This is a genomic window from Hamadaea sp. (genome assembly GCF_013362815.1).
GTDB lineage: Bacteria > Actinomycetota > Actinomycetes > Mycobacteriales > Micromonosporaceae > Hamadaea.
Genome location: NZ_JABFVK010000054.1, coordinates 11,690 through 35,519 on the forward strand (window position 1 = coordinate 11,690; position 23,830 = coordinate 35,519).

General features: G+C 70.1%; 25 protein-coding genes and 1 tRNA gene. 17 read left to right on the plus strand and 9 right to left on the minus strand.

Features of this window, described 5'->3' with window-relative positions:
- The first annotated feature begins 102 nt into the window (after positions 1 to 102).
- The 7 genes from HOV77_RS24390 to HOV77_RS24420 all read left to right on the plus strand — a co-directional run bounded on the left by HOV77_RS24390 (position 103) and on the right by HOV77_RS24420 (position 6,537).
- Complete coding sequence (locus HOV77_RS24390; protein ID WP_290865454.1) at positions 103 to 807, plus strand: uracil-DNA glycosylase; 705 nt, start codon at positions 103 to 105, stop codon at positions 805 to 807.
- Positions 804 to 1,493 carry a DUF4129 domain-containing protein gene (locus HOV77_RS24395; RefSeq protein WP_290865457.1) on the plus strand — a complete coding sequence of 230 codons (690 nt, stop codon included), beginning with the start codon at positions 804 to 806 and terminating at the stop codon, positions 1,491 to 1,493. The genes HOV77_RS24390 and HOV77_RS24395 overlap by 4 nt, the downstream gene beginning before the upstream one ends.
- Entirely contained in the window at positions 1,490 to 2,047 is a 558-nt protein-coding gene (locus HOV77_RS24400) for a hypothetical protein (RefSeq protein WP_290865459.1), read from the plus strand. Before HOV77_RS24395 ends, HOV77_RS24400 begins: the two co-directional genes overlap by 4 nt.
- Complete coding sequence (locus HOV77_RS24405) at positions 2,044 to 3,135, plus strand: MoxR family ATPase (RefSeq protein ID WP_290865461.1); 1,092 nt, start codon at positions 2,044 to 2,046, stop codon at positions 3,133 to 3,135. Before HOV77_RS24400 ends, HOV77_RS24405 begins: the two co-directional genes overlap by 4 nt.
- A gap of 8 nt (positions 3,136 to 3,143) precedes the next feature.
- Entirely contained in the window at positions 3,144 to 4,511 is a 1,368-nt protein-coding gene (locus HOV77_RS24410; protein ID WP_290865556.1) for a DUF58 domain-containing protein, read from the plus strand.
- Positions 4,508 to 5,065 (plus strand): hypothetical protein, encoded by a 558-nt coding sequence (locus tag HOV77_RS24415; RefSeq protein WP_290865463.1) that lies wholly within the window; start codon positions 4,508 to 4,510, stop codon positions 5,063 to 5,065. Before HOV77_RS24410 ends, HOV77_RS24415 begins: the two co-directional genes overlap by 4 nt.
- A 71-nt stretch (positions 5,066 to 5,136) precedes the next feature.
- Positions 5,137 to 6,537 carry an NAD(P)/FAD-dependent oxidoreductase gene (locus HOV77_RS24420; protein ID WP_290865465.1) on the plus strand — a complete coding sequence of 467 codons (1,401 nt, stop codon included), beginning with the start codon at positions 5,137 to 5,139 and terminating at the stop codon, positions 6,535 to 6,537.
- Positions 6,538 to 6,640: 103 nt separating this feature from the next.
- Here the strand turns inward: HOV77_RS24420 and HOV77_RS24425 are convergent, their stop codons facing one another.
- Entirely contained in the window at positions 6,641 to 8,455 is a 1,815-nt protein-coding gene (locus HOV77_RS24425; RefSeq protein ID WP_290865467.1) for a hypothetical protein, read from the minus strand.
- Between the two features lie 60 nt (positions 8,456 to 8,515).
- Between HOV77_RS24425 and HOV77_RS24430 the strand changes: the two genes are divergently transcribed.
- Together HOV77_RS24430 and HOV77_RS24435 are read left to right on the plus strand one after the other, a co-directional pair.
- Positions 8,516 to 8,596, plus strand: a tRNA-Leu gene (locus HOV77_RS24430).
- 1 nt (position 8,597) lies between these two features.
- Positions 8,598 to 8,891: a hypothetical protein gene (locus tag HOV77_RS24435; protein ID WP_290865469.1), complete on the plus strand. Its 294-nt coding sequence runs from the start codon at positions 8,598 to 8,600 to the stop codon at positions 8,889 to 8,891.
- Positions 8,892 to 8,964: 73 nt separating this feature from the next.
- Here HOV77_RS24435 and HOV77_RS24440 read toward each other — a convergent pair whose 3' ends face one another.
- Genes HOV77_RS24440 through HOV77_RS24450 form a run of 3 tightly spaced genes read right to left on the minus strand, consistent with a single transcriptional unit; the run spans position 8,965 to position 12,142 of the window.
- Positions 8,965 to 10,212 carry an acetyl-CoA C-acetyltransferase gene (locus tag HOV77_RS24440; RefSeq protein WP_290865471.1) on the minus strand — a complete coding sequence of 416 codons (1,248 nt, stop codon included), beginning with the start codon at positions 10,210 to 10,212 and terminating at the stop codon, positions 8,965 to 8,967.
- A gap of 38 nt (positions 10,213 to 10,250) precedes the next feature.
- The gene (locus HOV77_RS24445; protein ID WP_290865473.1) at positions 10,251 to 11,045 is read right to left on the minus strand and encodes an SGNH/GDSL hydrolase family protein; all 795 of its coding nucleotides are present in this window, start codon (positions 11,043 to 11,045) and stop codon (positions 10,251 to 10,253) included.
- Positions 11,042 to 12,142: an SGNH/GDSL hydrolase family protein gene (locus HOV77_RS24450; RefSeq protein ID WP_290865475.1), complete on the minus strand. Its 1,101-nt coding sequence runs from the start codon at positions 12,140 to 12,142 to the stop codon at positions 11,042 to 11,044. The genes HOV77_RS24445 and HOV77_RS24450 overlap by 4 nt, the downstream gene beginning before the upstream one ends.
- Positions 12,143 to 12,206: 64 nt before the next feature.
- On the opposite strand from HOV77_RS24450, the gene HOV77_RS24455 reads away from it, so the two are divergent.
- The 3 genes from HOV77_RS24455 to HOV77_RS24465 all read left to right on the plus strand — a co-directional run bounded on the left by HOV77_RS24455 (position 12,207) and on the right by HOV77_RS24465 (position 14,585).
- The gene (locus HOV77_RS24455) at positions 12,207 to 12,605 is read left to right on the plus strand and encodes a YkvA family protein (RefSeq protein WP_290865477.1); all 399 of its coding nucleotides are present in this window, start codon (positions 12,207 to 12,209) and stop codon (positions 12,603 to 12,605) included.
- A 46-nt stretch (positions 12,606 to 12,651) separates the two neighbouring features.
- Positions 12,652 to 14,019 (plus strand): cystathionine beta-synthase, encoded by a 1,368-nt coding sequence (locus HOV77_RS24460; RefSeq protein ID WP_290865479.1) that lies wholly within the window; start codon positions 12,652 to 12,654, stop codon positions 14,017 to 14,019.
- Between the two features lie 185 nt (positions 14,020 to 14,204).
- On the plus strand, positions 14,205 to 14,585 hold the full coding sequence (locus tag HOV77_RS24465; RefSeq protein ID WP_290865481.1) for a hypothetical protein: 381 nt from the start codon (positions 14,205 to 14,207) through the stop codon (positions 14,583 to 14,585).
- Between the two features lie 257 nt (positions 14,586 to 14,842).
- Here HOV77_RS24465 and HOV77_RS24470 read toward each other — a convergent pair whose 3' ends face one another.
- Entirely contained in the window at positions 14,843 to 15,334 is a 492-nt protein-coding gene (locus HOV77_RS24470) for a MarR family transcriptional regulator (RefSeq protein ID WP_290865483.1), read from the minus strand.
- A 70-nt stretch (positions 15,335 to 15,404) separates the two neighbouring features.
- Here HOV77_RS24470 and HOV77_RS24475 point away from each other — a divergent pair, with 70 nt between their 5' ends.
- Positions 15,405 to 15,869: a hypothetical protein gene (locus HOV77_RS24475; protein ID WP_290865485.1), complete on the plus strand. Its 465-nt coding sequence runs from the start codon at positions 15,405 to 15,407 to the stop codon at positions 15,867 to 15,869.
- 22 nt (positions 15,870 to 15,891) lie between these two features.
- Here HOV77_RS24475 and HOV77_RS24480 read toward each other — a convergent pair whose 3' ends face one another.
- Both HOV77_RS24480 and msrA read right to left on the minus strand, forming a co-directional pair.
- A complete protein-coding gene (locus HOV77_RS24480) occupies positions 15,892 to 16,485 on the minus strand; it encodes a hypothetical protein (RefSeq protein ID WP_290865487.1) in 594 nt (197 codons plus the stop codon).
- Positions 16,486 to 16,503: 18 nt separating this feature from the next.
- A complete protein-coding gene (gene msrA / locus HOV77_RS24485) occupies positions 16,504 to 17,157 on the minus strand; it encodes a peptide-methionine (S)-S-oxide reductase MsrA (protein WP_290865489.1) in 654 nt (217 codons plus the stop codon).
- A gap of 52 nt (positions 17,158 to 17,209) precedes the next feature.
- Here msrA and HOV77_RS24490 point away from each other — a divergent pair, with 52 nt between their 5' ends.
- Entirely contained in the window at positions 17,210 to 18,349 is a 1,140-nt protein-coding gene (locus HOV77_RS24490; protein ID WP_290865491.1) for a cystathionine gamma-synthase, read from the plus strand.
- Positions 18,350 to 18,405: 56 nt separating this feature from the next.
- The gene (locus tag HOV77_RS24495; protein WP_290865493.1) at positions 18,406 to 19,797 is read left to right on the plus strand and encodes an amidase family protein; all 1,392 of its coding nucleotides are present in this window, start codon (positions 18,406 to 18,408) and stop codon (positions 19,795 to 19,797) included.
- A 3-nt stretch (positions 19,798 to 19,800) separates the two neighbouring features.
- Here HOV77_RS24495 and HOV77_RS24500 read toward each other — a convergent pair whose 3' ends face one another.
- Both HOV77_RS24500 and HOV77_RS24505 read right to left on the minus strand, forming a co-directional pair.
- Positions 19,801 to 20,469: a class I SAM-dependent methyltransferase gene (locus tag HOV77_RS24500; RefSeq protein ID WP_290865495.1), complete on the minus strand. Its 669-nt coding sequence runs from the start codon at positions 20,467 to 20,469 to the stop codon at positions 19,801 to 19,803.
- A gap of 82 nt (positions 20,470 to 20,551) precedes the next feature.
- Entirely contained in the window at positions 20,552 to 21,043 is a 492-nt protein-coding gene (locus tag HOV77_RS24505; protein ID WP_290865497.1) for a DUF2269 family protein, read from the minus strand.
- A 91-nt stretch (positions 21,044 to 21,134) separates the two neighbouring features.
- On the opposite strand from HOV77_RS24505, the gene ilvA reads away from it, so the two are divergent.
- Positions 21,135 to 22,343: a threonine ammonia-lyase gene (gene ilvA, locus HOV77_RS24510; protein WP_290865499.1), complete on the plus strand. Its 1,209-nt coding sequence runs from the start codon at positions 21,135 to 21,137 to the stop codon at positions 22,341 to 22,343.
- 129 nt (positions 22,344 to 22,472) lie between these two features.
- A complete protein-coding gene (locus HOV77_RS24515; RefSeq protein WP_290865501.1) occupies positions 22,473 to 23,828 on the plus strand; it encodes a hypothetical protein in 1,356 nt (451 codons plus the stop codon).
- Positions 23,829 to 23,830 lie beyond the last annotated feature (2 nt).

Below are 23,830 nucleotides of genomic sequence, written 5' to 3' on the forward strand. Positions count from 1 at the left end.
CATAGCGCGCTACGAACTTGCGGCCCCCGAATCTCCTTCCCCGGGGGCCGCTTTACGTGCATGGGGGCACGTGCCGCCACGGGCGACCGTTAGGCTGTGCCGGTGACCGCCGCCGACCTCGCCCTGTTGGACGAGGAGGTCACCCATTGCCGGGCCTGCCCGCGACTGGTCGAGTGGCGCGAGCGGGTCGCCCGCGAGAAGCGCGCCGCGTTCCGCGATCAGACGTACTGGGGCCGCCCGGTGCCGGGCTTCGGTCCCGCCGACGCCCGCATCCTGATCCTGGGCCTCGCGCCGGCCGCGCACGGCGCGAACCGGACCGGTCGCATGTTCACCGGCGACCGCAGCGGTGAGGTGCTCTATGCGGCGCTGTATCGGGCCGGCTTGGCGACTCGGCCGGTCAGCGTCAGCGCCGACGACGACTTGCGGCTGATCGGCACGCGGATCACCGCCCCGGTCAAGTGCGCGCCGCCGGCGAACAAGCCCGAGCCGGCCGAACGCGACAATTGCGCGCATTGGCTTCGCCGCGAACTGCGCGACCTCGCCGAGCTCAAGGTCGTGGTGACGCTCGGCGCGTTCGCCTGGGCGGCGTGGTGGATGGCGCTGGAGCCGGTCTACGGCGTCCGGCCGCCGACGCCGCGCCCGCGATTCGGTCACGGCGTCGTTCACCAGATGCCCGGGCTGCCCGCGGTTCTGGGTTCCTACCACGTGTCGCAGCAGAACACCTTTACCGGACGTCTCACACCCGCCATGCTGGACGACGTGTTCCGGCAGGCACGGTCGCTCGCCGGAGAGGAGTCGCGGGGGTGAAGGTGCTGCGCCGCTTCTGGCCGCTGACGGCGGTGGTGGCCTTGCTGGTGATCGCGGGGTTCGCCGCGGCCACCGGCTCGTTGCCGCTGCGTCCGGCGCCGTTGCAGGGCGACTCCGCGAACGAGCCGCCGCCGACCTGGGACCCGCATCTCGCCTCGGCGAAGCCGCCGAACACGCCCGGCGCCGCGGCTCAGCGCATCGAGGTCTCCCCGGTGCTGATCGCGGTGGTCCAGGCCGTCTGCCTGCTCGTGGTGGTCGGGGTGATCGTCCTGCTCGTCGTGCTGCTGGTCCGGGGGGTGGTCCAGCGCCGAGTCGCCTTCGAAGCTCCAGGGGTACGCCCAACGCAGCGACAGACGACCGAGGAGATGCTGGCCGCAGTCGACCAGGGACTCGTCGAGCTGGACGACGACGGTGATCCCCGGCGGGCGGTCATCGCCTGCTGGGTCCGCCTGGAACGGGCCGCCCAGGCGGCGGGAGTGGAACGCAAGCCGGGCGACACCTCGACCGATCTGGTCGTACGCCTCTTCAGCACCCGGTCGGTGAACCACACGGTGCTCAACGACTTCGCCGCCGTCTACCGCGAGGCGCGCTACTCGCCGCATCCGGTCACCGCAGCCACCCGTGACGACGCGCGCGCCGCCCTGCGGCTGCTGCGAGACGAGCTCGGAGCGGAGCGAGCAGTATGAGTTCCAGCATTGATGAGCTTCTCGGTGGGGCGTACGAGGACGAGGAGCGCCCGCAACGCTCCGGCCGGTCGGCCAGTGCGTACGCGAAGGCGATCGGAGCTGCGCTGGCGTTGACCGCCGTCGGTTCGGCGGCGCTGCGTACGGCCAAACTCGACGCGCCCGTGTGGTTCCTGTTCCTCGTGAGCTGTGCTCTCGTCCTCGTCTACATCGCCGTACGCCGAGTGCGCCCGCCGTTGCCGCCTCGCGCCGCCGGTCGCCGCCATCTGCCGGACACCGCGCCGGACGGGCTGCGGCACGCGGTGAAGCGGTGGGAGGCCAGGCTGGACTGGTGCCATACCGACGCGAGCGCGTTCAACCGTAAGGTGATCCCGGCGCTCGGCGAGATCGTCGACGAACGGCTGCGCCAGCGCCACGGGATCACGCGGGAATCCGCCCCGGCTCGGGCCCGGCAGCTCGTCGGCGAGCCGCTGTGGAGCTTCCTGTCCACGCCGGTACGCCGGCCGCCGGCCCCACGGGAGCTGGCCAATCTGATCGCCTGGATGGAGCGGATATGACGAAGAACCTCACCCCGGCCGAGGTCGGCCGGGTCGCGGCGCAGGTGCTCGACCGGGTCGGCACCGTCGTGGTCGGCAAGCGCGCCGCGTTGGAGCTGGTCTTCGCGGGCATCCTCGCCGGTGGTCACGTGCTGCTGGAGGATCTGCCCGGGTTGGGCAAGACGCTGACCGCCCGGATGTTCGCCCAGGCGCTGGGCCTGGACTTCCGGCGGCTCCAGTTCACGCCGGATCTGCTGCCCGCCGACGTGACCGGGTCGTTCCTCTACGACCAGCGCAGTCACGACTTCACCTTCCGGGCCGGTCCGATCTTCACGAATCTGCTGCTCGCGGACGAGATCAACCGGACGCCCCCGAAGACGCAGGCCGCTCTGCTCGAGGCGATGCAGGAGAAGCAGGTCTCCGTCGAGGGCGTGACCTACCGTCTGGAAGCCCCGTTCCACGTGCTCGCGACGGCCAACCCGATCGAGTACGAGGGCACTTATCCGCTGCCCGAGGCACAGCTCGACCGGTTCCTGCTGCGGGTCAGTTTCGGCTACCCGGACGCCGCGGAGGAATGGGCGGTGCTGCGCCGCCGGATGGCCCGGCAGCGCGAGGAGGCCGTCGTCGAGGCGGTCGTCGATGCGCCGACCCTGCTCCAGATGCAGGCCGCGCTGGAGACCGTCGAGGTCGAGGACTCCATCGGGCAGTACATCGTCGCGCTGACCGCGGCGACCCGCTCCCACCCGTCCGTGCTGGTCGGCGCCTCGCCGCGGGGTTCGCTCGCGTTGATGCTGCTGGCCCGGGCGCGGGCGGCGATGGCCGGGCGCGACTACGTCATCCCGGAGGACGTCAAGGAGGTCGCCGTCCCGGCGCTGGCCCACCGGATCACGCTGCGCCCGGAGATGTGGCTGAAGCGGGTCGACCCCGGCTCGGTCGTCACCGACGTTCTGGCGTCGACGCCGGCTCCGGCCAGCGGGGCGCTGCCTGCATACGGGAACACCGGGGCACCTGGTCCCCGCCCGAGTCCCGCCCGTCCGCAGAACGAGGAATGGGAGTACGCGGAGCCGGAGGAGCCCGCCGACCCCTACCGTTACACGGCACGGGGCTGACCTTGGCGCTGCGACCGGCCGTTCCGCGTACGCCGCCGCCGGCTCCCCCGGAGGAGACGGCGGCCCAGGACTGGCAGCCGACCCGGGCGCTGGGCCGTGCCCTGCTGCTCATCGGGTTGCTGCTGGTCGCGGCGGCCTTGTTCGGCCGAGTGGACCTGGTCGTGCTGGCGGTCCCGTTCGCCGTCAGCGTGGCGTGGGGGCTGTCGCGACGGCCGACCGCCGTGCCCGGCCTTCGCCTCGCCACCAGCGAGGAGTACGCGACCGAGGGCAGCTCGCTGACGACGACCCTCACGATGGCCAACCGCGACGTGGTGGCGTACGACATCGCGATCGCGCGAACCCAGCACTCGGCGTGGCTGGACCTGACCGCGGAGGGTTCCGGCGCGAAGCCTGACCGGCCGGTAGTGGCGGCATTGGACCGCAACGAGGCGGCGGCGGTCGTGCTGGCGGGACCGGCGAAGCGTTGGGGCCGGCACAGCATCGGCCCGGCGGCGGCGGTCGCGGCGGCCTGCGGCGGTCTGCTCGCCTGCCGCGCGGTCGTGACGGGATCCCTGGGTTTCAAGGTGTTCCCGGTGACCGATCCCTTCGCCGCCGAAGACGCCATGCCGCGGGCCGCGGGCCTGGTCGGGCAGCATCGCTCGCGGCGGCAAGGCGAAGGCGGCGAGCTGGCCGGAGTACGCGTGTTCGGGCCGGGCGACCGGCTGCGGCGCATCGACTGGCGGACCACGCTGCGGACCCAGCAGTTGCACGTCGCGCGCACGTTGTCCGACCGGGACGCCGATGTCGTCCTCGTGCTCGACCTGCTCGCCGAGGCCGGAACTTCGGGCGGCACCGGCGGGGCATCCAGCGTGATGGATATCACCGTACGCGCGAGCGCCGCCATCGCCGAGCACTACCTCACGGTCGGCGACCGCATCTCGATGATCGAGTACGGGTCGTCGGCCCGCCGCCTCCGGCCAGCCTCCGGGCGACGGCAGTACATGACGGCGCTGGAATGGCTTCTCGACGTCTCCTCCCGTCAGGTTGTACGCACACCCGGGGAGAGCCGCATGTCGGAGGCGATCTCCCCGAACGCCCTGGTCGTCGTGATGACGCCGCTGCTCGACGCCCGGTCGGCCGACATGGTCGCCGGACTGGCTCGGGCCGGGCGCTCGGTGGTCACCGTCGACACCCTGCCCCCGGGGCTGGTGCCGACGGTCACCGGCCCGTGGACCTCCTCGGCTCTCGGCATCTGGCAGCTCGAACGCGCCAACACCATCGGCCAGCTGCGCGAACACGGCGTACCGGTGGTGGCGTGGGCCGGCGCGGGCAGCCTCGACCTCGTCCTGCGAGACGTCGCCCGCATGGCCGGCCGGGCCCAGGGAGCGCGCCGATGAACGCGTACTTCGAGCGGATCGTCACCGCCCTGTCCCGGATCACCCCGGCGACGCTGCTGGCCCGGGGTGCGGTGTTCATCCTGACCACGGCGGCACTGGTCATGGCCATCCCGTCGTTCCTGTTCGGGCCGCGGCCGATCTTGGCGGCGGCCGTGCTGGCGCTGGTCGTCGCGCTCGCGCCGGGCAGCCGGATCGTCACGGTGGTGCTGGCCCTGGCCGCGGTGGGCTGGGGCGCGACCTGGCTCGGGCGGCTGGCCGAGATCTCGCCGCTCCAGCTCGTGGCCTTCGGCAGCCTGCTATACCTGGCCCATTCGGCGGCCACGCTCGCTGCACTCATCCCGTACGACGCCGTGGTGACCCCTGAGGTGTTCGTCCGCTGGTACGTCCGGGCGATCGCGATCGTGGCGGCATCGGCTGTGATCTCTCTCGCTCTGCTCGTGGGCGTCTGGGCGCTCGCCGGGTTCAACGGGGCGGCGATCGCCTCGCTGCTCGGTCTCGCCGCCGCGGTCGCCCTGGTCGCGGTGGGTGTGAAGCTGGTACGCGCACGCGCCTGACCTGCGTGTGCGTGGTCACAAGTTGCGCCGCTGAATCGGCGCTGACACAAAGACGCGGGAAAATGGTTCTCGTGAAGCCTCAGCGCATTCTTGTAGTCGGTGCCGGACACGTCGGGCTGTACGCCGCCCTGCGACTGTCTCGCAAGCTCAGTTCCCGCGAGGCTGAAGTGATCATCGTCGATCCCCAGCCGCACATGACGTATCAGCCGTTCCTTCCCGAGGCGGCGGCCGGCAACATCTCCCCGCGCCACTCCGTCGTGCCGATCCGGCGCGAGCTGAAGAAGTGCAAGATCGTCGCGGGTGAGGTCACCAAGATCACGCACGCTACCAAGACGGCGACCGTGCAGCCCTACGTCGGCCCGGCGCTGGAGCTGGAGTACGACCACGTCATCGTGGCCCCCGGCAGCGTCTCGCGTACCCTGCCGATCCCGGGCCTGCGGGAGACCGGCGTCGGCTTCAAGACCATCGGCGAGGCCATCTGGCTGCGTAACCACGTCCTGGACCGGCTCGACGTCGCCGCCAGCACCAGCGACCCCGATGTCCGCAGCCGGGCGCTGACCTTCGTCTTCGTCGGCGGCGGCTTCGCCGGCATCGAGGCGCTCGCCGAGATGGAGGACATGGTCCGCGACGCGATCAACCGCTACTACCCGGAACTGTCCCCGAACGACGCCCGCTGGGTGCTCGTCGAGGCGGCCCGGCGCATCCTGCCCGAGGTCGGGCCGGAGATGGGCGCGTACACCGCGGAGCAGCTGACCAAGCGCGGCATCGACGTCCGGCTGGACACCCGGCTCGAGTCCTGCGTCGACGGGGTGGCCAAGCTGTCCGACGGCGACGAGTTCGTGACCGACACCCTGGTCTGGACGGCGGGCGTCAAGCCCAGCCCGATGCTGGAGGCCACCGACCTGCCCCGCAACCAGCGCGGCGCGGTCACCTGCCTGCCGACGCTCCAGGTCGTCGACGGCGACCGGATCATCGACGGTGCCTGGAGCGCGGGCGACTGCGCGGCCGTCCCCGACATCACCGGTACGCCGGACCAGAACGGGCAGCTCCCATTCTGCTCGCCGAGCGCCCAGCACGCCGTACGCCAGGCGAAGCGGATGGCCGACAACATCCGTGCCGCCGTCCGGGGCAGCGCGCTCAAGCCGTACCGGCACAAGCACGTCGGTAGCGTGGCCAGCCTCGGCCTGCACAAGGGCGTCGCGCACGTCTACGGCGTGAAGCTCAAGGGCTGGCCGGCCTGGATGATGCACCGCACCTACCACATGAGCCGGATCCCCTCGCTCAACCGGAAGGTCCGCGTCGTCGCCGACTGGACCCTGGCGCTCTTCCTCCGCCGGGAGGTCGTGCCGCTGGGCAGCCTGCACACGCCGCACCAGCCGTTCGACGAGGCGGCTGCCACGACTCCGCCCCGGCTCGCGGCACCGATCGCTCCGCCGGCTGCTCCTCGCGTACGCGAGAAGGTCGGGGTCTGACCAGTTCGCTTTCGCCCTTGGGCGCTGGATCAGGGTTCCGGGTCGAATCATGCAGCAAGATTCGACCGCGAACCCTGATCCAGCGCTTTCGCGTTGAGGGGGCTCAGCGCTTGATGCGCCACACGGTGGCGTCGGCGATCTGTTCGCCCGGACCGAGCAGCCGGTTCATCGTCAGCCGCAGCGCGTCCTCGCTCGGGGTCTGGGTCAGCACGACGCAGTCGGCCTTCCAGTACGCGAAGTCGCGCCGGGCCAGCGCCCGATCGGTGTCGTTGACGTCCCGAGCCCGGCCGGTCTTCGTCACATCCGCGATGAGCAGCGACGTCGGCCGCTTGTACGTGCCGATGGAAGCTCGGCGAGCGCGCCCGTAGGGCCCGATGAAGAAGCCTTCCGGCATTCCGAAGGCCACGTTGGTGGCGACGGCGTACCGCATCGGCTCGGGAGCCGGGGGAGTGGCGATCGGCAACGGCACGATCACCCCGCCTTCGGGCGCGCACTGCCGCCAGTAGCCCTCGCGGTAGAACACCGGGACGGGATCACGTTCCGTCGTCGGCAGCGGCGTGGGCAGGATCGGGGCCAACGCTGCCAGCACCAGCGCCGGTACGCCGTACCGCAGCGCCGAGGTGGGCCGGGTGCGGACGTCTTCGATGAGGTAGACCAGGAGGATCGCGATGAGCGGCACCGCCGCGAGGGCGAACCGCATCGGCAGCGCGCCGTCGACGACGGGAAGCCCATGGATGATCCGATACAGCCCCGGGATGCCGGTGCTCTCCCGGTCGATGACGACCCGCGGCCCGAGCGACAGCAGGCTCATGATCAGCGCTGCGACGGCGCAGGCGACCGCGACCGCCTGGCGGCGTAGCCAGATGATCGCCACGACCGTCATGATCAGCAGTGGCCAGCCGAGGAAGGTGTTCAGCTCGGTGTAGCCCGTCGAGAGCCGCAGGCTATCCGGCGAGCCGGCGATCGACAGCGGGGAGAACGCGCCGAAGCTAGCCAGGTCGGCGTAGAAGTAGTCCGGGCTGAACGGACCGTCCGGCACGCTCTGCCGCCCGGCGAACTGGGTGAGCAGCGGCCCGGCCAGCAACGCCGCGGCGACGCCGATCGCGGTGCCCAACCCGGCCAGGAACCGGCCCATGTCCGCCCGCGACGGCCGGCGCATCACGGCGTACACGATGGTGACGACGACCAGGGTGAGCGCCGTGAGGAAGAGGGTCTCCTCGCCGATGAGGACCTGGAGGCTGACCAAGACCGCGAGCAGTAGGCCGCTGGTGACCGAGCGATGGCGGTCGCCGGCTTGCGCCGCGCGCCACATTCGCACGACCGCCCAGATCATGGCCGGGACCAGCCACTGAGCCGTGATGTGGAGATGGGCGTTGGACTGGGAGATCATGCCGGGCGCGAACCCGCACAGCGCCGCGCCGACCGCCGAGGCGAACCGGCCCGCTCGCACCGTACGCGTGAACAGCAGATACCAGGCGATCGCCGTGCCGGCCAGGTTGACCGGGACGAGCAGCGCGAACGTGACGGGTGCGCCGAAGATCAGGGTGATCGGGGCCAGCACGACCCCCAGCGCGATCACGGTGGTGTTGGCGAGCAGGTTCACGCCGTCCGGCGAGTTGAGCCGGTCGGTGACGAGACTGAAGTCGCCGGTCCAGACGTGAGTGTCGTAGGACAGGAACCACTCGTACAGCGCCTGATCGGTCGGGTTCTGCCCGAGCGCGCGCCCGTGGGGGTCGGCGAGCAGGTCGTGGACGAGCCAGAGGGCGAACGCGACGAACGCCGCCAGCACCGCGACGTCACGCAGCCACGGTCGGCGGACCGCCCGGATCAGGCGGTCACGCGTTCCCTCGGTGATCTCGGGAGCCGGAGCCGCCACCGAATCCCGGAGTGGCGTGCGGAGCGGAGCGGTGCGCGTCACGGTGCGACCCTACCGTGACTACGGAGATCCCGTCGTTCTGCGTTACGGTGATTGCGCTGCGCGCAGGTGGTGGAATGGCAGACACGGCTGGCTTAAACCCGGCTGCCGCAAGGCGTGCGGGTTCGAGTCCCGCCCTGCGCACGTGGAGAGCGACACTTTGGCGGGTCAGGCGGAGCTGCTCGTCCGGCAGGTCGCGCACTGGACTCCGGCGCGCTGGGCCGGACGCGGCGACACGGTGTACGCCCTCGTGCAGCGCTTGGCGGACGCCGCCGCCGTCGCTGAGGGGCAGCCGAGCCGACCGGTGCCCCGGCTGGCCGACACCGCCCTGCCCGACCAGGTACGCGTCATCGTCGCCGATCTGCTTGCGGCTGCTCCTGAGGCCGCCGTGGCCGACGCGCTCACCGCGGATGTTCGCGCTACGCGGCTGGCTCTCTAGCCTTTTCCCTGCAGATCACGGTTACGCATGCTTTCCAGCCGGATTTGGCATGCGTAACCGTGATCTGCCGGTCTCAGCTGAGGCGCTCCAAGATCATGGCCATGCCCTGACCGCCGCCGACGCACATCGTCTCGAGCCCGATCTGCTTGTCGTGCCACTGCAACGAGTTGATCAACGTGTTCGTGATGCGAGCGCCGGTCATGCCGAACGGGTGCCCGACCGCGATCGCACCACCGTTGACGTTCACCTTGTCCAGCGGCAGGCCGAGTTCCCGGTACGACGGGATCACCTGAGCCGCGAAGGCTTCGTTGATCTCGGCCAGATCGATGTCGTCGATGGACATCCCGGCCCGGGCGAGCGCCTGCCGCGTCGCGCCGACCGGCCCGATGCCCATGATCTCCGGGCTCATCGCGGTGACGCCGGTGCTGACGATCCGGGCCAGCGGCGTGATGCCCAGCTCGCGGGCTTTCGTGTCCGACATGATCACCACGGCGGCCGCGCCGTCGTTCAGGGGGCAGCAGTTGCCTGCCGTGACTCGCCCGTCCGGCCGGAAGACCGGCTTGAGGCCGCTGACCGCTTCGAGGGTCACCCCCGGCCGAGGACCGTCGTCGCCGCTGACGACCGTGCCGTCCGGCGTCGTCACCGGGGTGATCTCGCGGGCCCAGAAGCCGTCCGCGATCGCCTTCTCGGCCAGGTTCTGGCTGCGTACGCCGAACTCGTCCATGTCGGCCCGAGTGATTCCGCGCTGCTCGGCGAGGTTCTCCGCGGTCTGCCCCATGGCCATGTAGATGTCGGGCAGCTCGCCGTCCTCGCGGGGGTCGTGCCAGGCTTCCGCGCCACCCTGCGCCCGTTGGGCGGTCCGCTGGACGGCCGCGTCGAACTTCGGATTCCGCCACGAGCCGCCGACCAGCGCCTGAGCCTCCGGCGGCAGACCGTCGGAGCTGCCCCGGGCGAAGCGGGAGACCATCTCGACGCCGGCCGAGAGGAAGATGTCGCCTTCACCGGCCTTGATGGCGTGGAAGGCCATCCGGGTGGTCTGCAACGACGAGGCGCAATACCGGGTGACCGTCGCGCCGGGCAGGAAGTCCATGCCGAGCAGGGTCGAGACCACCTTCGCCATCTGATGGCCCTGCTCGCCGCCGGGCATACCGCAGCCGAGGTAGAGGTCGTCGATGGCACGCGGGTCCAGCTGCGGCACCTTGGCCAGCGCCGCCTGGATGATCGTGGTGGTGAGGTCGTCCGCGCGCAGATCGCGCAGCGAGCCCTTGACGGCCCGGCCGATGGGAGAGCGGGCGGTGGCGACGATGACGGCTTCAGTCATGGTTCCAACCCTACTGGCGAGTAACTAACCTGCCAAGGTCAGGGGAGTGTCGGGCTGACCCCGGCCGCGTGCGCAACCGCCGGGAGCAGGGCGTACGCCCAGACCCGGTAGCCGTCGGCCGACGGGTGGTAACGATCTTCGCAGAGGGTGGCGGGATCGGCCCGGAACACCGGCCCGGTCTCGGCGGCGAGGTCGACGACCGCACCGCCGGCGCTGTGCACTGCGCGTACCTGCGCGCGGGCGATCCTCCGGCCCAGCCAGCCGACCAATTGCCGGAGCGGCGGGGCGATCGCCCGCGCGGCGCCCATGTCGGGGCACGTTCCGACGACCACTTCGACGCCCGCTTCGCGGAGTCGGCGTACGGCCGCACCGAGGTGCGTGGCCGCCTCGCCCGGTGAGCGCAGTCCGACGACGTCGTTCGCGCCGACCAGAATGACCGCCACATCGGGGCGTACGCCCAGCAGAGACCGCGCGACCTGGGTGGCGAGATCGGAGGACCGGGAACCGGAGACCCCGACGCTGGACAGGTCCACCCGTCGGCCCGGCTCCCCGCCGACCGGGTTGGACAGCAGCTCGGCGAGCTGACCGCCGACGGTGTCGGCGACCCGGTCGACGCCTACGCCGAGCGCAGCCGAGTCACCGAGCATCACCAGGCGCAACGGCGGAGCGGCGTCGGCCCCGATGCTGGCCCGCACGTTGAGCCCGAGCGCGGGCTGGGCGTACGTGCGACGGCGCGCCATGATCGCCTCGGCGGTCAGCAGCGCGGCACCGCCGACGGTCCCGGCGACCAGGGTGATCACCGTCGCCTTCCCGACCCGCTTGAGCAGGCTCATGTCGGCTGTCCCTCCACTCCGTCCAGACTCGTTGCCAGATCCTCGGCGGCGGTGGCGGCGTGGCCGTCATGCCGGGCCGCCGCCTCGGCGGGTACGCCGGCCTCCTGCGCAGCCTCCACGGGCAGCCGAAGCACTTCCCAGACCCGGTGACGCAGTTGGGCCCATCGACCGGCCGGGCCGCGATCCCGCCCGCCGACGGAGACCCCGCTGACCTCCGTGCCAGGCAGGCGCACCGCCTCGGCAGCCGCCTCCGGCAGCGACCGTACCCCCTTACCGGCGGTATGCGCAGCCGGGCGGAGGTCGCCTCGGTGCACGGCGGCGATCGCGGTCGGCAGGAGAGCGGCGCTCGCGATGGCGTATCCCTCGGCGGACGGGTGGAACCGGTCGCTGCCGAACATCCGCTGCGGCTCGCTGGCGAACCGAGGCCCGAGCAGGTCGCCGAGCGACACCGTCCAGCCGCCCGCCTCGACTACTGCGACGGTCTGCGCCATCGCCATCTGGCGGCTCCAATGGCGGGCCAGCCAGCGCAGCGGCGGCCGGATCGGCTGAACGGCACCAAGATCGGGACAGGTGCCGACGACTACCTGGCAGCCCGCCGCCCGCAGCTGGCGTACGGCGTCGGCGAGGTAGCGGACGGCGGAAGCCCGGCTGCCCGCGTGGGTCACGTCGTTGGCCCCGATGAGGATGACCGCCAGGTCGGGCTGGACCTCGAGGGCCTGCTCGACCTGCGGGCGCAGTTGCGCCGACGTCGCGCCCACGACGGCGAACGTATGCGCGACGACCGGCCGGCTCAGCCGCCGGGCCAGCCCGGTCGCGATGAGCGCCGTCGGCGTCTCCCGGGGGCGGTATACGCCGAAGCCGGCCGCCGACGAGTCACCCAGCACCACCATGGTCAGCGCAGGACCCTCGTTACGCTGCCCGTACCGCCCGTCCGGCCGGGGTGGTGGCGCCTCGGCGAGCGGGATGATCCGCTTGGCCTGCTCCGCCTGCGCGTACATGACACCTGCCGCCACCAGACCCGCCGTGACAGCGAAACCGCCGCTGTACGCGACGGCCCGCCCGATGGTCTTGACGGCCTTCTTTCCTGCGGTGCTCATGGCGGACTCCGAGTAACGTGAGGCTCGTACCCTTCGGCGTGTGACTCAAGGTTAGCGAGATCAAATGGGACGGACCATCAGGCGTACCGCAGCCTTCACAGCCTTGTGGAAAGCAGTGACCGCGTCGCATCGCGGCGGACCTGGACTGGCCGACCGCGTGTTCAGCGTGCCGCGGCTGGCCTGGGCCTCGTTGCGGGGTCAGTATGACGGCTCCGGCCGGTTCCTGATGATGGCATTGGCGACCTTGTACGTGATCTCGCCCATCGACCTGATGCCCGAGATCCTGCTCGGCCCGCTCGGCCTGATCGACGACGGCATCGTCGTCGCGTGGATCGCGGGCGCGTTCCTCTCCGAGACCGACCGCTTCCTGCAATGGGAGCGCCTGTTCCCGAAGGGCCGCCGCCGGGAACGTCCCGGCACCGCCCGGCCGGGCGAGTTCATCGACGGCCAGGTCGTCGACTGATCCCCGGCCGGTCCACATGATCAACCACAGGTAATAGGCTCTGGCCATGCGATATGTCGACAACGTTGTTGACCTGATCGGCGACACCCCGCTGGTCCGGCTGCACAGCGTGACCGAGGGAATTCCGGACGGCGGCCCGATCGTGCTGGCGAAGGTCGAGTACCTCAACCCGGGTGGGTCGGTGAAGGACCGCATCGCCGAGCGGATGATCGACGCGGCCGAGCAGGAGGGCCTGCTGAAGCCGGGCGGCACGATCGTCGAGCCGACCAGCGGCAACACCGGTGTCGGGCTGGCTTTGGTGGCGCAGCGCCGCGGCTACCGCTGCGTGTTCGTCTGCCCTGACAAGGTCAGCGAGGACAAGCAGAACGTGCTCCGGGCGTACGGGGCCGAGGTCGTGGTCTGCCCGACCGCGGTCGCCCCGGAAGATCCGAGGTCCTACTACTCGGTCTCCGACCGGCTCGTCCGCGAGATCCCCGGCGCGTGGAAGCCCGACCAGTACTCGAACCCGAACAACCCGCGGTCGCACTACGAGACGACCGGTCCCGAGATCTGGGCCCAGACCGAGGGCCGCATCACGCACTTCGTGGCGGGCGTCGGCACCGGCGGCACCATCTCCGGCGTCGGCCGCTACCTCAAGGAGGCGTCGGGCGGCCAGGTGAAGATCATCGGCGCCGACCCCGAGGGCTCGGTCTACTCCGGTGGCACCGGCCGGCCGTACCTGGTCGAGGGCGTGGGCGAGGACTTCTGGCCGACGACCTACGACAAGGGCGTCTGCGACGAGATCATCGAGGTCACCGACCGCGAGTCGTTCGAGATGACCCGCCGCCTGGCCCGCGAGGAGGGCCTGCTGGTCGGCGGATCCTGCGGGATGGCGGCGGTCGCGGCGATCCAGGTCGCCCGCTCGGCCCCCGCCGACGCGGTGATCGTGGTCCTGCTGCCGGACGGCGGTCGCGGCTACCTCTCCAAGATCTTCAACGACGACTGGATGTCGCGCTACGGCTTCCTCGCGGCGGAGGGCCCGACCGTCGCCGACGTGCTCGCGGCCAAGGCCGGCGTGATGCCGTCGCTGGTCCATGTGCATCCGACCGAGACGGTACGCGACGCGATCGACATCATGCGTGAATACGGGGTGTCGCAGTTGCCGGTGCTCAAGGCGGAACCGCCGGTGGTGACCGGTGAGGTGGCGGGCTCGATCGCCGAGCGCGACCTGCTCGACGCCCTTTTCGCCGGGCAGGCCCATCTGCACGACATGCTTGAGAAGCACCTGGCCCCGTCGCTGCCCATGGTCGGGGGCGGCCAGCCGGTCGCCGAGGCGGTCGCGTTGCTGGCGAAGGCGGATGCCGCGATGGTCCTCATCGACGGCAAGCCGGCCGGCGTACTCACTCGGCAGGACCTGCTGAACCACCTGGCGTGACTAGCTCGTCTAACTGACTGCACTCCTGGCGGCTCGCCCGAGAGGCTCCCCGGCAACCGCGTCACCGTTTGGAGCGACCCGCGCGCACTCTGCGCGCGGGTCGCACAGTTTGTCCGAGTGTGACGCTTGACCGGGGCGTTGACTTCCATGTCAGGAGCACACCGCTCCTCCTTGGGGGGGAAGTCGTGATCAGCGTCGCCGAACCTGCAAACCGGGCCGCCTCCGGCGAGTCCGAGATCCTCGACCCACTGCTCTGGCAGGACGCGCAGCTCATGCTCGCCCGCCACGCACCACGGGACGGGATCGGCACCGACGACGACACCTGTGCCTGGTGCGGCCTGCAGTGGCCGTGCCCGCCGCGACGGCTCGCCGAGCGCGCCGCGGCCGCGTCGACGCGGACCTGGCAGCACGCCTGGACCGCGCGGCACGACCTGAACAGCCTCCGTTCGCTGCCGAGCGTGCGGTCGCAGTCGGGCGGTCGGAATTCCGGCAGCCTGCTCGGGCTCGACGCGCCGGGCGCGGACGAGGTCGGGCGGGCCGGCACCAACCGGGCCCTCTTCGACTAGCCGAACAACGGACGCCCTTCCCGCCGGACCCGTCCCCCGGCAAGGCGGGAAAGACGTCCGGCATAGCGGCGACGCGCCGTGCCCGCCAGCGCGCGCGTCCCGCGAACACCCGCCCGTCGCGGTGATCGGCTGCCTCCGCCGATGTCGACGCCTCCGGCCAGGCGTCGCAGACCGCGAGACGGCGGGAAAGTTGGGCGGGAGTACGCGATCAACCGGTTCCCCCGCAGTCCGGTCGCGATACTCCCGCCCAACGCATGTCAGCTCTTCTTGACCGGACGAGCCGGTTTCATCGCCCGGAGCCGGTCGATCTGCCGCTCCTGGATGCCGATGGCGCGCTCGAAGAAGTCCAGCAGCAGCGTCAGGTCGGCGTCGGAGTAACCCGCGATGCTGCGGGTGGAGTCCTCGATCAGGGGCAGCATGACCTGCCAGGCCTGGTCGGCGATCTCCGGCCGGGCCTGGACCACCACCTTCCGCCGGTCGCTCGGGTCGGGCGTACGCGTGATGTAGTCGCTCTTCTCCATTCGGTCGAGCATCGCCGTGACGCTGCCGGTGGTGAGCCCGAGTTCGGTGGCGAGCCGTCCGGGCGCGGTCGGCCCCTCTTGCAGGAGGAGATCCAGGCAGCGCAGGTCCGTCCGGTTCAGCCCGAGCAGCCGGGCGATCTCGTCGTCGCCTTGATCGACCGCCCGCTGAAACGCTCTGACCTGCTCGCCGAGCCGCTGTTCAAGATTTTCCCGAGAATCACTTGACATTCGAGTATCTCGTCCTTCAAGCTATATGTGTCTTGAGAGTCAAGATATCAGATCGTCAAGGGAGTTGGCCATGAACACCGTTACGAACACCGAGACCGTCCGCGTCGAGGCGTACTCGGACACCGTGAAGAAGCTGGGCGACTGGACCGACGCCCACCAGTTCGAGGTACGCGGCCGCAACGGCTACGCGCTGCTGGATCTGCGTTCGCCCCGCATCGCCGGCGACGTGGAGATCCGGGTTCACGCCTCGCGGTCGACGATCAAGCTGCTGGTTCCCGAAGACTCCGTCATCGACCAGTGGGATCTGACCTTCCGGGGTCGTGGCTCGGTCAAGGACTGGGAGCACACCAAGGCCACCGGCACCCGCCGCATCCGGATCGTCGGCGAGATCGAGAACGGCGAGGTTCGCATCGTCCGCGGCGGCATCGCGATCCTGACCGCCATGTTCTCGCGGGAATTCGTCGAGGACGCCCGCCGGGCCCACCGCGAGGGCGGCCGGCCGACCGTGCACGACCCGGCCGACACCCACGCCTGATCGACCATGGAAAAGCCCCGCCTCACTGGGCGGGGCTTTCCTGTTGGTACGGACGCCCCGACGCGAGCAGTAGATCGCGCCAGGCGTTCGGCTCCGACGAAAGCGCCGACCAGCCGGGGCTCGCCCACATCGGCCAATCCCGGGTGTGCGCCCGGAGGCGTTCGCACAATTCGGCCGGCGGCTCGAACGGCACGCCCAACCCCCGGCATATGTCATACGCGTGCAGGATGAGTTCGAGACCGGCGCGGGGCGGGAAGTCCATCGGCCCGCGGATCTCCACCTGCGGCCTCCGCCAGATCACCGCTCGCACGTCAGATTCCGCCGCGCGTACGACGGCGGTCAGAATGCGAGTAGCGGTCGCCAGCGCCTCGATGAGGACCGAAGGCGACGCGTCCGGTCCCGGAGTGCTGATCCCGTACGCCGGATAGCCATCCAGCTTCCGGGAGGCGAGGAAGATCGCCGGTGCCAGTACGGTGTCCACGGTGTGGTCGGCGGTCCGGAGACAGCTCCAGGTCAAGGTGCCGGCCGGAGCCGACCAGTCCCGGTCGAGCCCGGTACGCCAGGCCGCGATCACGAAACCGGTCAGCTCCTCGAGATCACCGAGCGTGAATGCCATCCGCTCAGTGTGAGCGACTCAGCCGAGCGTGGCGACCCCGGTCTGGCAGGTCAGCCCGTTGGGGCCGATGCCGCAATACCCGTCCGGGTTCTTGGCCAGGTACTGCTGGTGGTAGTCCTCGGCGTAGAAGTACTGGCCGAGCCGGCCGATCTCGGTGGTGATGTCGTCGAGACCGGCCGCCTTCACGACGGGTGCGAAGCCGTCTCGCGAGGCCAGCGCCTCTTCGAGCTGCGCCGGGGTGGTGGCGTAGATCGCCGAGCGGTACTGCGTACCGACGTCGTTGCCCTGGCGCATGCCCTGGGTCGGGTCGTGGTTCTCCCAGAACGCCTTGAGCAGCTGCGCATAGCTGATCTTGGCGGGGTCGAACACCACCATGAGGACCTCGGTATGCCCGGTGAACCCGGAGCAGACCTCGTCATAGCTGGGATTCTCGGTAAGCCCACCGGCGTACCCCACCGAGGTGGAGTAGACCCCGTCGAGCTTCCAGAACAGCCGCTCGGCACCCCAGAAGCAGCCCATTCCGAAGACCGCCGTCTCCAGGCCGGCCGGGAACGGGCCGGTCAACGGCGTACCAAGGACGAAATGGGACGAAGGTACCCGCATCGCCTCGGCGCGACCCGGCAGAGCCTGCTCGGGCGTGGGAAGGTCGAGCATCTTGCGGCGTAGGAACATGAATTACACCTCCGGTGACATGAACGCCGGTCCAGTGAGAGAAAATCCCAGCATGTCTTACGGATTCGAGACGCTCGCCATTCACGCCGGTCAAGAGCCGGACGAACGCACCGGTGCGGTGATCCCGCCGATCTTCCAGACCTCCACGTACGCCCAGGACGCGGTCGGCGCGCCGCGGTTGGGGTACGAGTACTCCCGGAGCGGCAACCCGACGCGGGACGCCCTGCAGGAGTGCCTGGCGGCGCTGGAAGGCGGGCGCTTCGGGCTCACCTTCGCCAGCGGTCTGGCGGCGGAGGACACGCTGCTCCGGTCCGCCCTGCGACCGGGGGACCACGTGGTGATCCCCGACGACGCGTACGGCGGCACCTATCGGTTGTTCGCGCGAGTTGCGCAGCCGTGGGGCGTACAGTTCACGCCCGCGAAGCTGACCGACGCGGACGCCGTGCGGGCGGCGGTGACTGCGCAGACGAAGATGATCTGGGTCGAGACCCCGACGAACCCGCTGCTGGGCGTCGCGGACATCGCCGCCATCGCGCAGATCGCGCGCGAGGTCGGTGCGATCCTCGTGGTGGACAACACCTTCGCCAGCCCGTACCTGCAGCAGCCGCTGGCGCTGGGCGCGGACGTCGTCGTGCACTCGACGACCAAGTACGTCGGCGGACACTCCGATGTGGTCGGTGGTGCCCTCGTGATCAACGAGGCCGAGCTCCATGAGAAGGCGAAGTTCCACCAGAACGCGATGGGTGCGGTGAACGGCCCGTTCGATGCGTGGCTGACCCTGCGCGGCCTCAAGACCCTCGCGGTACGCATGGAGCGCCACTGCGACAACGCCGAGCGCGTGACGGAGTTCCTCAGTGGACACTCTGCGGTGACGCAGGTGCTCTACCCGGGCCTGGCGGAACACGCCAACCACGACGTCGCGGCGAAGCAGATGCGCCGGTTCGGCGGCATGGTGAGCTTCCGGGTCGGCGATCCGGCCAAGGCCGAGCGGATCTGCAACAGCACCAAGGTCTTCACGCTCGCCGAGTCGCTCGGCGGCATCGAGTCGCTGATCGAGCACCCCGGTCGCATGACGCACGCCAGCGTCGCCGGTTCGGCCCTCGAGGTCCCGGCGGATCTCGTGCGCCTGTCGGTCGGCATCGAGACCATCGACGACCTGCTCACGGATTTGGGCAATGCGCTGAGTGCCTAGCAACTCACTCCTCCCCGGTAGAGTGTGCGCACGCACTGCTGGGGAGGAGTGGGTACATGCCCGAGACATGGGTCGGCGCGACCGCGAAGCAGATCGCCCGGGCCGTGCGCCGCGGTGACGCGTCGGCGACCCAGGTCGTCGCCGACCACCTCGATTACATCCGGGCGAACGACGACCAGGTCCACGCCTTCCGCGCGCTGCGCGAAGCCGAGGCGGCGTTCGAGGCGGCCGAGGTCGACGACCAGCCCGACCTCGGCCACCTGCCGCTCGCGGGGGTCCCGGTCGCGTTGAAGGAGAACACCTCCATCGCGGGCCTGCCGATCTGGCGCGGCTCGGCTGCCGCCAGGTCCGATGTGGCCGATGCCGATCACGAGGTGGTACGCCGTCTGCGCGGAGCCGGCGCGGTGATCGTCGGGGTGACCCGGATGCCGGAACTGGGCCTCTGGGCGACCACCGACGACGACACCGCGATCACCCGGAATCCCTGGAATCTGGAGCGTACGCCGGGCGGCTCGTCGGGCGGATCGGCGGCGGCGGTGGCAGCCGGGCTCGTCCCGATCGCGCACGGCAACGACGGACTCGGCTCGATCCGCATCCCGGCGGCGTGCTGCGGACTGGTCGGGTTGAAGCCGGGCCGGGGCGTCGTCCCGGCGCAGTTGGGCCGGGAGGATTGGTTCGGCCTCGTCGAGCACGGCATCCTGGCCACCACGGTCGCCGACGCGGCGGTCGGATTCTCCGTCCTAGCTGGACGTACGCCGGGCAAATTGGAGCACCCGCCGCGGCTGCGGGTCGCCGTCTCGCTCCGCTCGCCGGTCGCGGGCACGGCCGCTGACGCGGCCAACCGCGAAGCCGTGTCCGCCGCGACCAAACTGCTCGTCGAGGCGGGCCACGACACCGTTTCCGCCGATCCGGCGTACCCGGTCGGGTTGGGCCTGCGGGGGATGGCGACCTGGTTCGCCGCGGCCTATCGCGACGCCGAGGACGCCGGTCTGCTCGACGCTGGACTGCAACGACGGTCGCGCCGCCATCTGCGGATGGGTCGCTGGGCGTGGAACCGCGGGCTGATCCGCGAAGAAGACCGCGAGGGCTTCCGGGAGCGGTCGATCGCCTTCTTCGGCGACCGGAACTTCGACGTCCTGCTCACCCCGGCGTTGGCGCGTACGCCGTTGCCCGCCCGCTCCTGGTCGTCCCGGAGTTGGCTGTCCAACGTGACGGCCTGCCTCCGGTTCGCCCCGTACGCCGCACCGTGGAACGTCGCCGGGCTGCCCGCGTTGACCGTGCCGGTCGGCGTACGCCCCGACGGCCTGCCCGCCGCGGTGCAGCTCGTCGGCCCGCCCGGCAGCGAACTCACGCTGCTGGCCATCGCCGGGCAGTTCGAACTGCTGCATGCCTGGCGGCGGCACGCACCGGGGTTCCCCGTCGCGGCCGCCCCCGCGCGTGCGCGTTAGCGCTCAGGCCTTGCTCGGGGTCGCCACGACGAAGGCCTGCGCACCCAGGAACCGCCATGCCAGCGGAATCTTGAGGTAAAGGCGGACGAGCCCGGGGCCACTGGGCAGCCGGCTCTTGGTCGTGTAGGGGAGGAACCGGGGGATACAGGTGTCCACGTCGTAGCCGGTCGCGTGTAGGGCCTCCACGAGCGCACGATCGTCCACCGGCGTGATGTGGTCGAAGAACATCCAGTAGTCCTTCGCGCAATACCGGACGTTGGGCTGGAGGATCATCAGCTTGCCGCCCGGCTTGAGCACACGGCGTACCTCGACGAGCGTCGACACGATGACCTCGCGGGGAACATGCTCGAAGAAGTTGCTGATGAAGACCCGGTCCACGGAAGCGTCCGCGATCTCGGTCATCGCGTCCGAGCGTACGTTGTGGGTCTCCACGTCGGCGGCGGCCCGGACTTTGACATCGGGGTTCAGGTCCACGGCGATCTTGCGACCGGCCCGGATGTTGTTGATGAACTCGCAATGGCCGGCCGCCACGTCGAGGACGACCGCATCCCGGGGCACCCATTTCTGGAAGAAGTCCGAGCAGAGAACCTGCCAGAGATCCGTACGCTGCGCTTCTTCCTGGCCGAAGCGATTCGTGTAGAGGACCTTCAGGTCCTCCGACTCGTTACTCATGGGGTGCCCTTCGTCAGCCTCGCCACGGACAACAGGCCGGTCGGTTCCGGCATTGCGCGCTGGGCATCTTATCCCCCGGCGGTCAGAACGGGCGGATCACCATCAGGAGCGTGATCACTGCGAACACGAGGAGAACGAGGAGCCCGGCGCCGGCGACCCGCCCGGTGATGGCGTCGAGGTGCTCCTTGAGCCGCAGATCGTCGGCGGTCGCGGTCAAGGCCGAGGCCTCGGGCTGAGCGTCGATGACGCCCTCGGAGACCATCCGGGCCGCCTTGAGCAGCGCCGGCACGGCGTAGAAGAAGACGAGGGCGAGCGCGACGACGTAGAGCGTCATCGAGATGATCACCCATGGCGTTCGGAACTCGTATTTGCCGTCGCTGGCGAGGAGCGTGGCGACCCCGAGAAGGGCGGTGAGCAGTGTTCCCGCTCCGAAGAGGCGAGTCTGATTCGCCGCCATGCGAACGCCGTCCGCGCTGCGTCGCTGAATGGCCCGCCGTCCGATGAACGGGGCGGACATGAGCGGGCCGACCAGCATCACCGCGGTGAGCACGTGCAATGCCTTCAGGAACGTCATCACAAAAACGATCATAGGCACCAAAAGGTGTGAAACACGCAAGGATTGAGCCGGTCGCCGGAAGCCAGGGCGGTGGTGCAACGATCAGGGCGTGACACACCTCGTCAGCGTCGACGACATCCGGGCTGCCCGGGAGCTGCTTCAGGACATCGTGCGTACCACTCCGATCGAGCCCTGCCGGCCGTTGTCGGCCAAGCTCGGCGGTCAGGTCTGGCTCAAATGCGAGAACCTGCAGCGGGCGGGCGCTTACAAGGTGCGGGGTGCGTACACGCGGATCGCCCGGCTGACCGACGCGGAGCGTGCGCGAGGCGTGGTGGCTGCGAGCGCCGGTAACCATGCGCAGGGTGTGGCGGTCGCTGCGACGGCCCTGGACGTGACGGCGACGGTCTTCATGCCGGTGGGTGCGCCCTTGCCGAAGGTGGCGGCAACCAAGGGCTACGGCGCGTCTGTGCAGCTCATCGGGGCGAACGTGGACGAGTCGCTGGTCGCGGCGAAGGAGTTCGCCGACGCGACCGGCGCCATCTTCATCCACCCCTTCGACCATCCGGACGTGATCGCCGGGCAGGGCACCGTCGGGCTGGAGATCCTGGAGCAGGTTCCGGACGTCAAGACGATCATCACCGGGATCGGCGGCGGCGGCTTGATCTCCGGGGTGGCGGTCGCCGTCAAAGCATTGCGGCCCGATGTTCAGATCATCGGCGTGCAGGCGGCTGGAGCGGCGTCGTTCCCGCCGTCACTGCGCGCCGGCCACCCGGTCAAGCTCGATCAGCTCAACACCATCGCCGACGGCATCGCCGTCCTCCGGCCCGGTGATCTCACGTATCAGCACGTCAGCAAGCTCGTGGACGAGGTCGTCACGGTCACCGACGAGGAGATCTCGCGGGCGCTGCTCATGTTGCTCGAACGAGGCAAGCTCGTCGTCGAGCCGGCCGGGGGCGTCGGGGTCGCAGCGCTGCTCAGCGGGGCCGCCAAGGTCGAGACACCCGCAGTCGCGATCCTCTCGGGCGGCAACATCGACCCGCTGCTCATGCTTCGAGTCATCGAGCATGGACTATCGCTGGCGGGCCGCTTCCTGCGGTTCACCGTCCGGTGCGCGGACCGTCCGGGCCAGCTGGCCTCGCTCCTCGCGCTCATCGCGGAGCATCGAGCCAACATCGTCGACGTGGCGCATCAGCGCCATGACCCGCAGCTCCGTCTCGGTGAGGTCGCGGTCGCGCTCTCAGTGGAGACGAGGGGGTCCGAGCATTCGGATCGCCTACTGTCCGCGCTCAAGTCCAACGGGTACGCCGTATCAGCCTGACGTCGTGCACCGGTGAGTTCGGCTGTACGGCCATGGTCGAGGTAAAACGGCCGGGCTATTATCGCCGGGCGTCTTTCCGGCGGCGACCCGCCGAGAGGATTCGCCACCGGGATGAGACGGGGACGGTCGATGAGTTCAGCGACGTTGACGCCGAGTAGCACGGCGCGGGTACGCAGAAGTCTGCCCGGCGGCCTGCGCGGGGCGCTCACGCCGCTGTTTCCTCCGGCGACCGAGTATCGCCGCAGCTGGCGAGCGATCGCCCTGGCCGTCGTCACGATCGTGGCCGGTGCCGGGCTGAGCATGACGCGCAACGGCGGCGCCGGCGCGTGGAACACCATCTGGGCCGAAGACGGCACCAACTTCCTCACCGATGCGCTGAACGAGAGCGTGCTGCGGACCGTCTTCAAGCCCATCAACGGCTACTTCCTCGTCCTGCCGCGCCTGCTCACCGAACTGACGACGCTCTTCCCGATCGAGTGGGCCGCCGGCGTCATGTCGGCGACCGCCGCGTCAGTGGGCGCGTTCCTCGCCGTCTTGGTCTACACCGCTGCTGGTGCACACGTGCGATCGTGGATCGTGCGGGGCCTCGTCGCCGCACCGCTGATCGTGGCGCCGGTCGGGCAGGGAGCTTCCGGCCCCAACGGCGGATCGGTGATCAACAATCTCGCGACGCTCCAGTTCCTCCTGGTGTACGCCGTCTTCTGGCTTGTTCTGTGGACGCCGGCCAGTCGAACCGGCCGCATCGTGGCGTCCGCGGTAATCGCTCTCACCGCGTTCAGCACGCCCCTGTCGATCGTCGTGATCCCCCTCGCCGCAGCGCGCCTCCTCGTCCGCCGTGACCTGCTGGGCTGGTCGAACCTCGCCGGCCTCGTCGCCGGGGCCGCCCTGCAATTCGGTGCGCTGGGCCTCGGCCTGACAAGCCGGTCCGCAATCGGCCACACCCGGATGGATCCGTTCTGGATCCTCGGGGAGTACGCCCAGTGGCTCGTCCCCAACGCGGTGCTCGGTGAGGCGTGGAACCACTCCGGCGAGGTCGTGATCGTCGTGGCGGCCTGGGTCGTGGTCGCGGCGGGCATTGCCCTTGCTCTGACCAAGGTCACCAGTCCTCGGCTGCTCCTCTCAGCCGTCGCGCTAGTCGTCAGTATCGGTCTCACCGCGTTCCAGATCGGTACCCTCGGAGCCGTGGCCGACCGGTACCTCTACACGCCAGGTCTGCTGGTCATCGCGGCGCTCGCGTTGTTGCTGGAACCGCGGCGTCCGACCGTGGCGGCCTTGGCCCCCGCCGTCGGCCTGGCATTCCTGCTCGGCGTGGTCTGCCTGGCCAACTGGCAGGCGGACAACCACCGATCACATGCCTACTCGTGGCAGAGCGTCGTCGCACAGGCTCGCGACAAATGCGCGGTCGGCGAACCGAAGCGGGTCACAGTCAGAACCAACCCCGCGTTGAGCTGGCGGGTAGTGTTCCCCTGCCGAGTACTGCGTTGACG

Bases quoted from the DNA above. Each gene is read 5' to 3' on its own strand.
- HOV77_RS24400 (WP_290865459.1), top strand. From the start codon at position 1,490: ATGAGTTCCAGCATTGATGAGCTTCTCGGTGGGGCGTACGAGGACGAG.
- HOV77_RS24405 (WP_290865461.1), top strand. From the start codon at position 2,044: ATGACGAAGAACCTCACCCCGGCCGAGGTCGGCCGGGTCGCGGCGCAG.
- HOV77_RS24415 (WP_290865463.1), top strand. From the start codon at position 4,508: ATGAACGCGTACTTCGAGCGGATCGTCACCGCCCTGTCCCGGATCACC.
- HOV77_RS24440 (WP_290865471.1), bottom strand. From the start codon at position 10,212: ATGACTGAAGCCGTCATCGTCGCCACCGCCCGCTCTCCCATCGGCCGG.
- HOV77_RS24445 (WP_290865473.1), bottom strand. From the start codon at position 11,045: ATGAGCCTGCTCAAGCGGGTCGGGAAGGCGACGGTGATCACCCTGGTC.
- HOV77_RS24450 (WP_290865475.1), bottom strand. From the start codon at position 12,142: ATGAGCACCGCAGGAAAGAAGGCCGTCAAGACCATCGGGCGGGCCGTC.
- HOV77_RS24455 (WP_290865477.1), top strand. From the start codon at position 12,207: ATGGGACGGACCATCAGGCGTACCGCAGCCTTCACAGCCTTGTGGAAA.
- HOV77_RS24460 (WP_290865479.1), top strand. From the start codon at position 12,652: ATGCGATATGTCGACAACGTTGTTGACCTGATCGGCGACACCCCGCTG.
- HOV77_RS24470 (WP_290865483.1), bottom strand. From the start codon at position 15,334: ATGTCAAGTGATTCTCGGGAAAATCTTGAACAGCGGCTCGGCGAGCAG.
- HOV77_RS24475 (WP_290865485.1), top strand. From the start codon at position 15,405: ATGAACACCGTTACGAACACCGAGACCGTCCGCGTCGAGGCGTACTCG.
- HOV77_RS24480 (WP_290865487.1), bottom strand. From the start codon at position 16,485: ATGGCATTCACGCTCGGTGATCTCGAGGAGCTGACCGGTTTCGTGATC.
- msrA (WP_290865489.1), bottom strand. From the start codon at position 17,157: ATGTTCCTACGCCGCAAGATGCTCGACCTTCCCACGCCCGAGCAGGCT.
- HOV77_RS24490 (WP_290865491.1), top strand. From the start codon at position 17,210: ATGTCTTACGGATTCGAGACGCTCGCCATTCACGCCGGTCAAGAGCCG.
- HOV77_RS24495 (WP_290865493.1), top strand. From the start codon at position 18,406: ATGCCCGAGACATGGGTCGGCGCGACCGCGAAGCAGATCGCCCGGGCC.
- HOV77_RS24500 (WP_290865495.1), bottom strand. From the start codon at position 20,469: ATGAGTAACGAGTCGGAGGACCTGAAGGTCCTCTACACGAATCGCTTC.
- HOV77_RS24505 (WP_290865497.1), bottom strand. From the start codon at position 21,043: ATGACGTTCCTGAAGGCATTGCACGTGCTCACCGCGGTGATGCTGGTC.
- HOV77_RS24515 (WP_290865501.1), top strand. From the start codon at position 22,473: ATGAGTTCAGCGACGTTGACGCCGAGTAGCACGGCGCGGGTACGCAGA.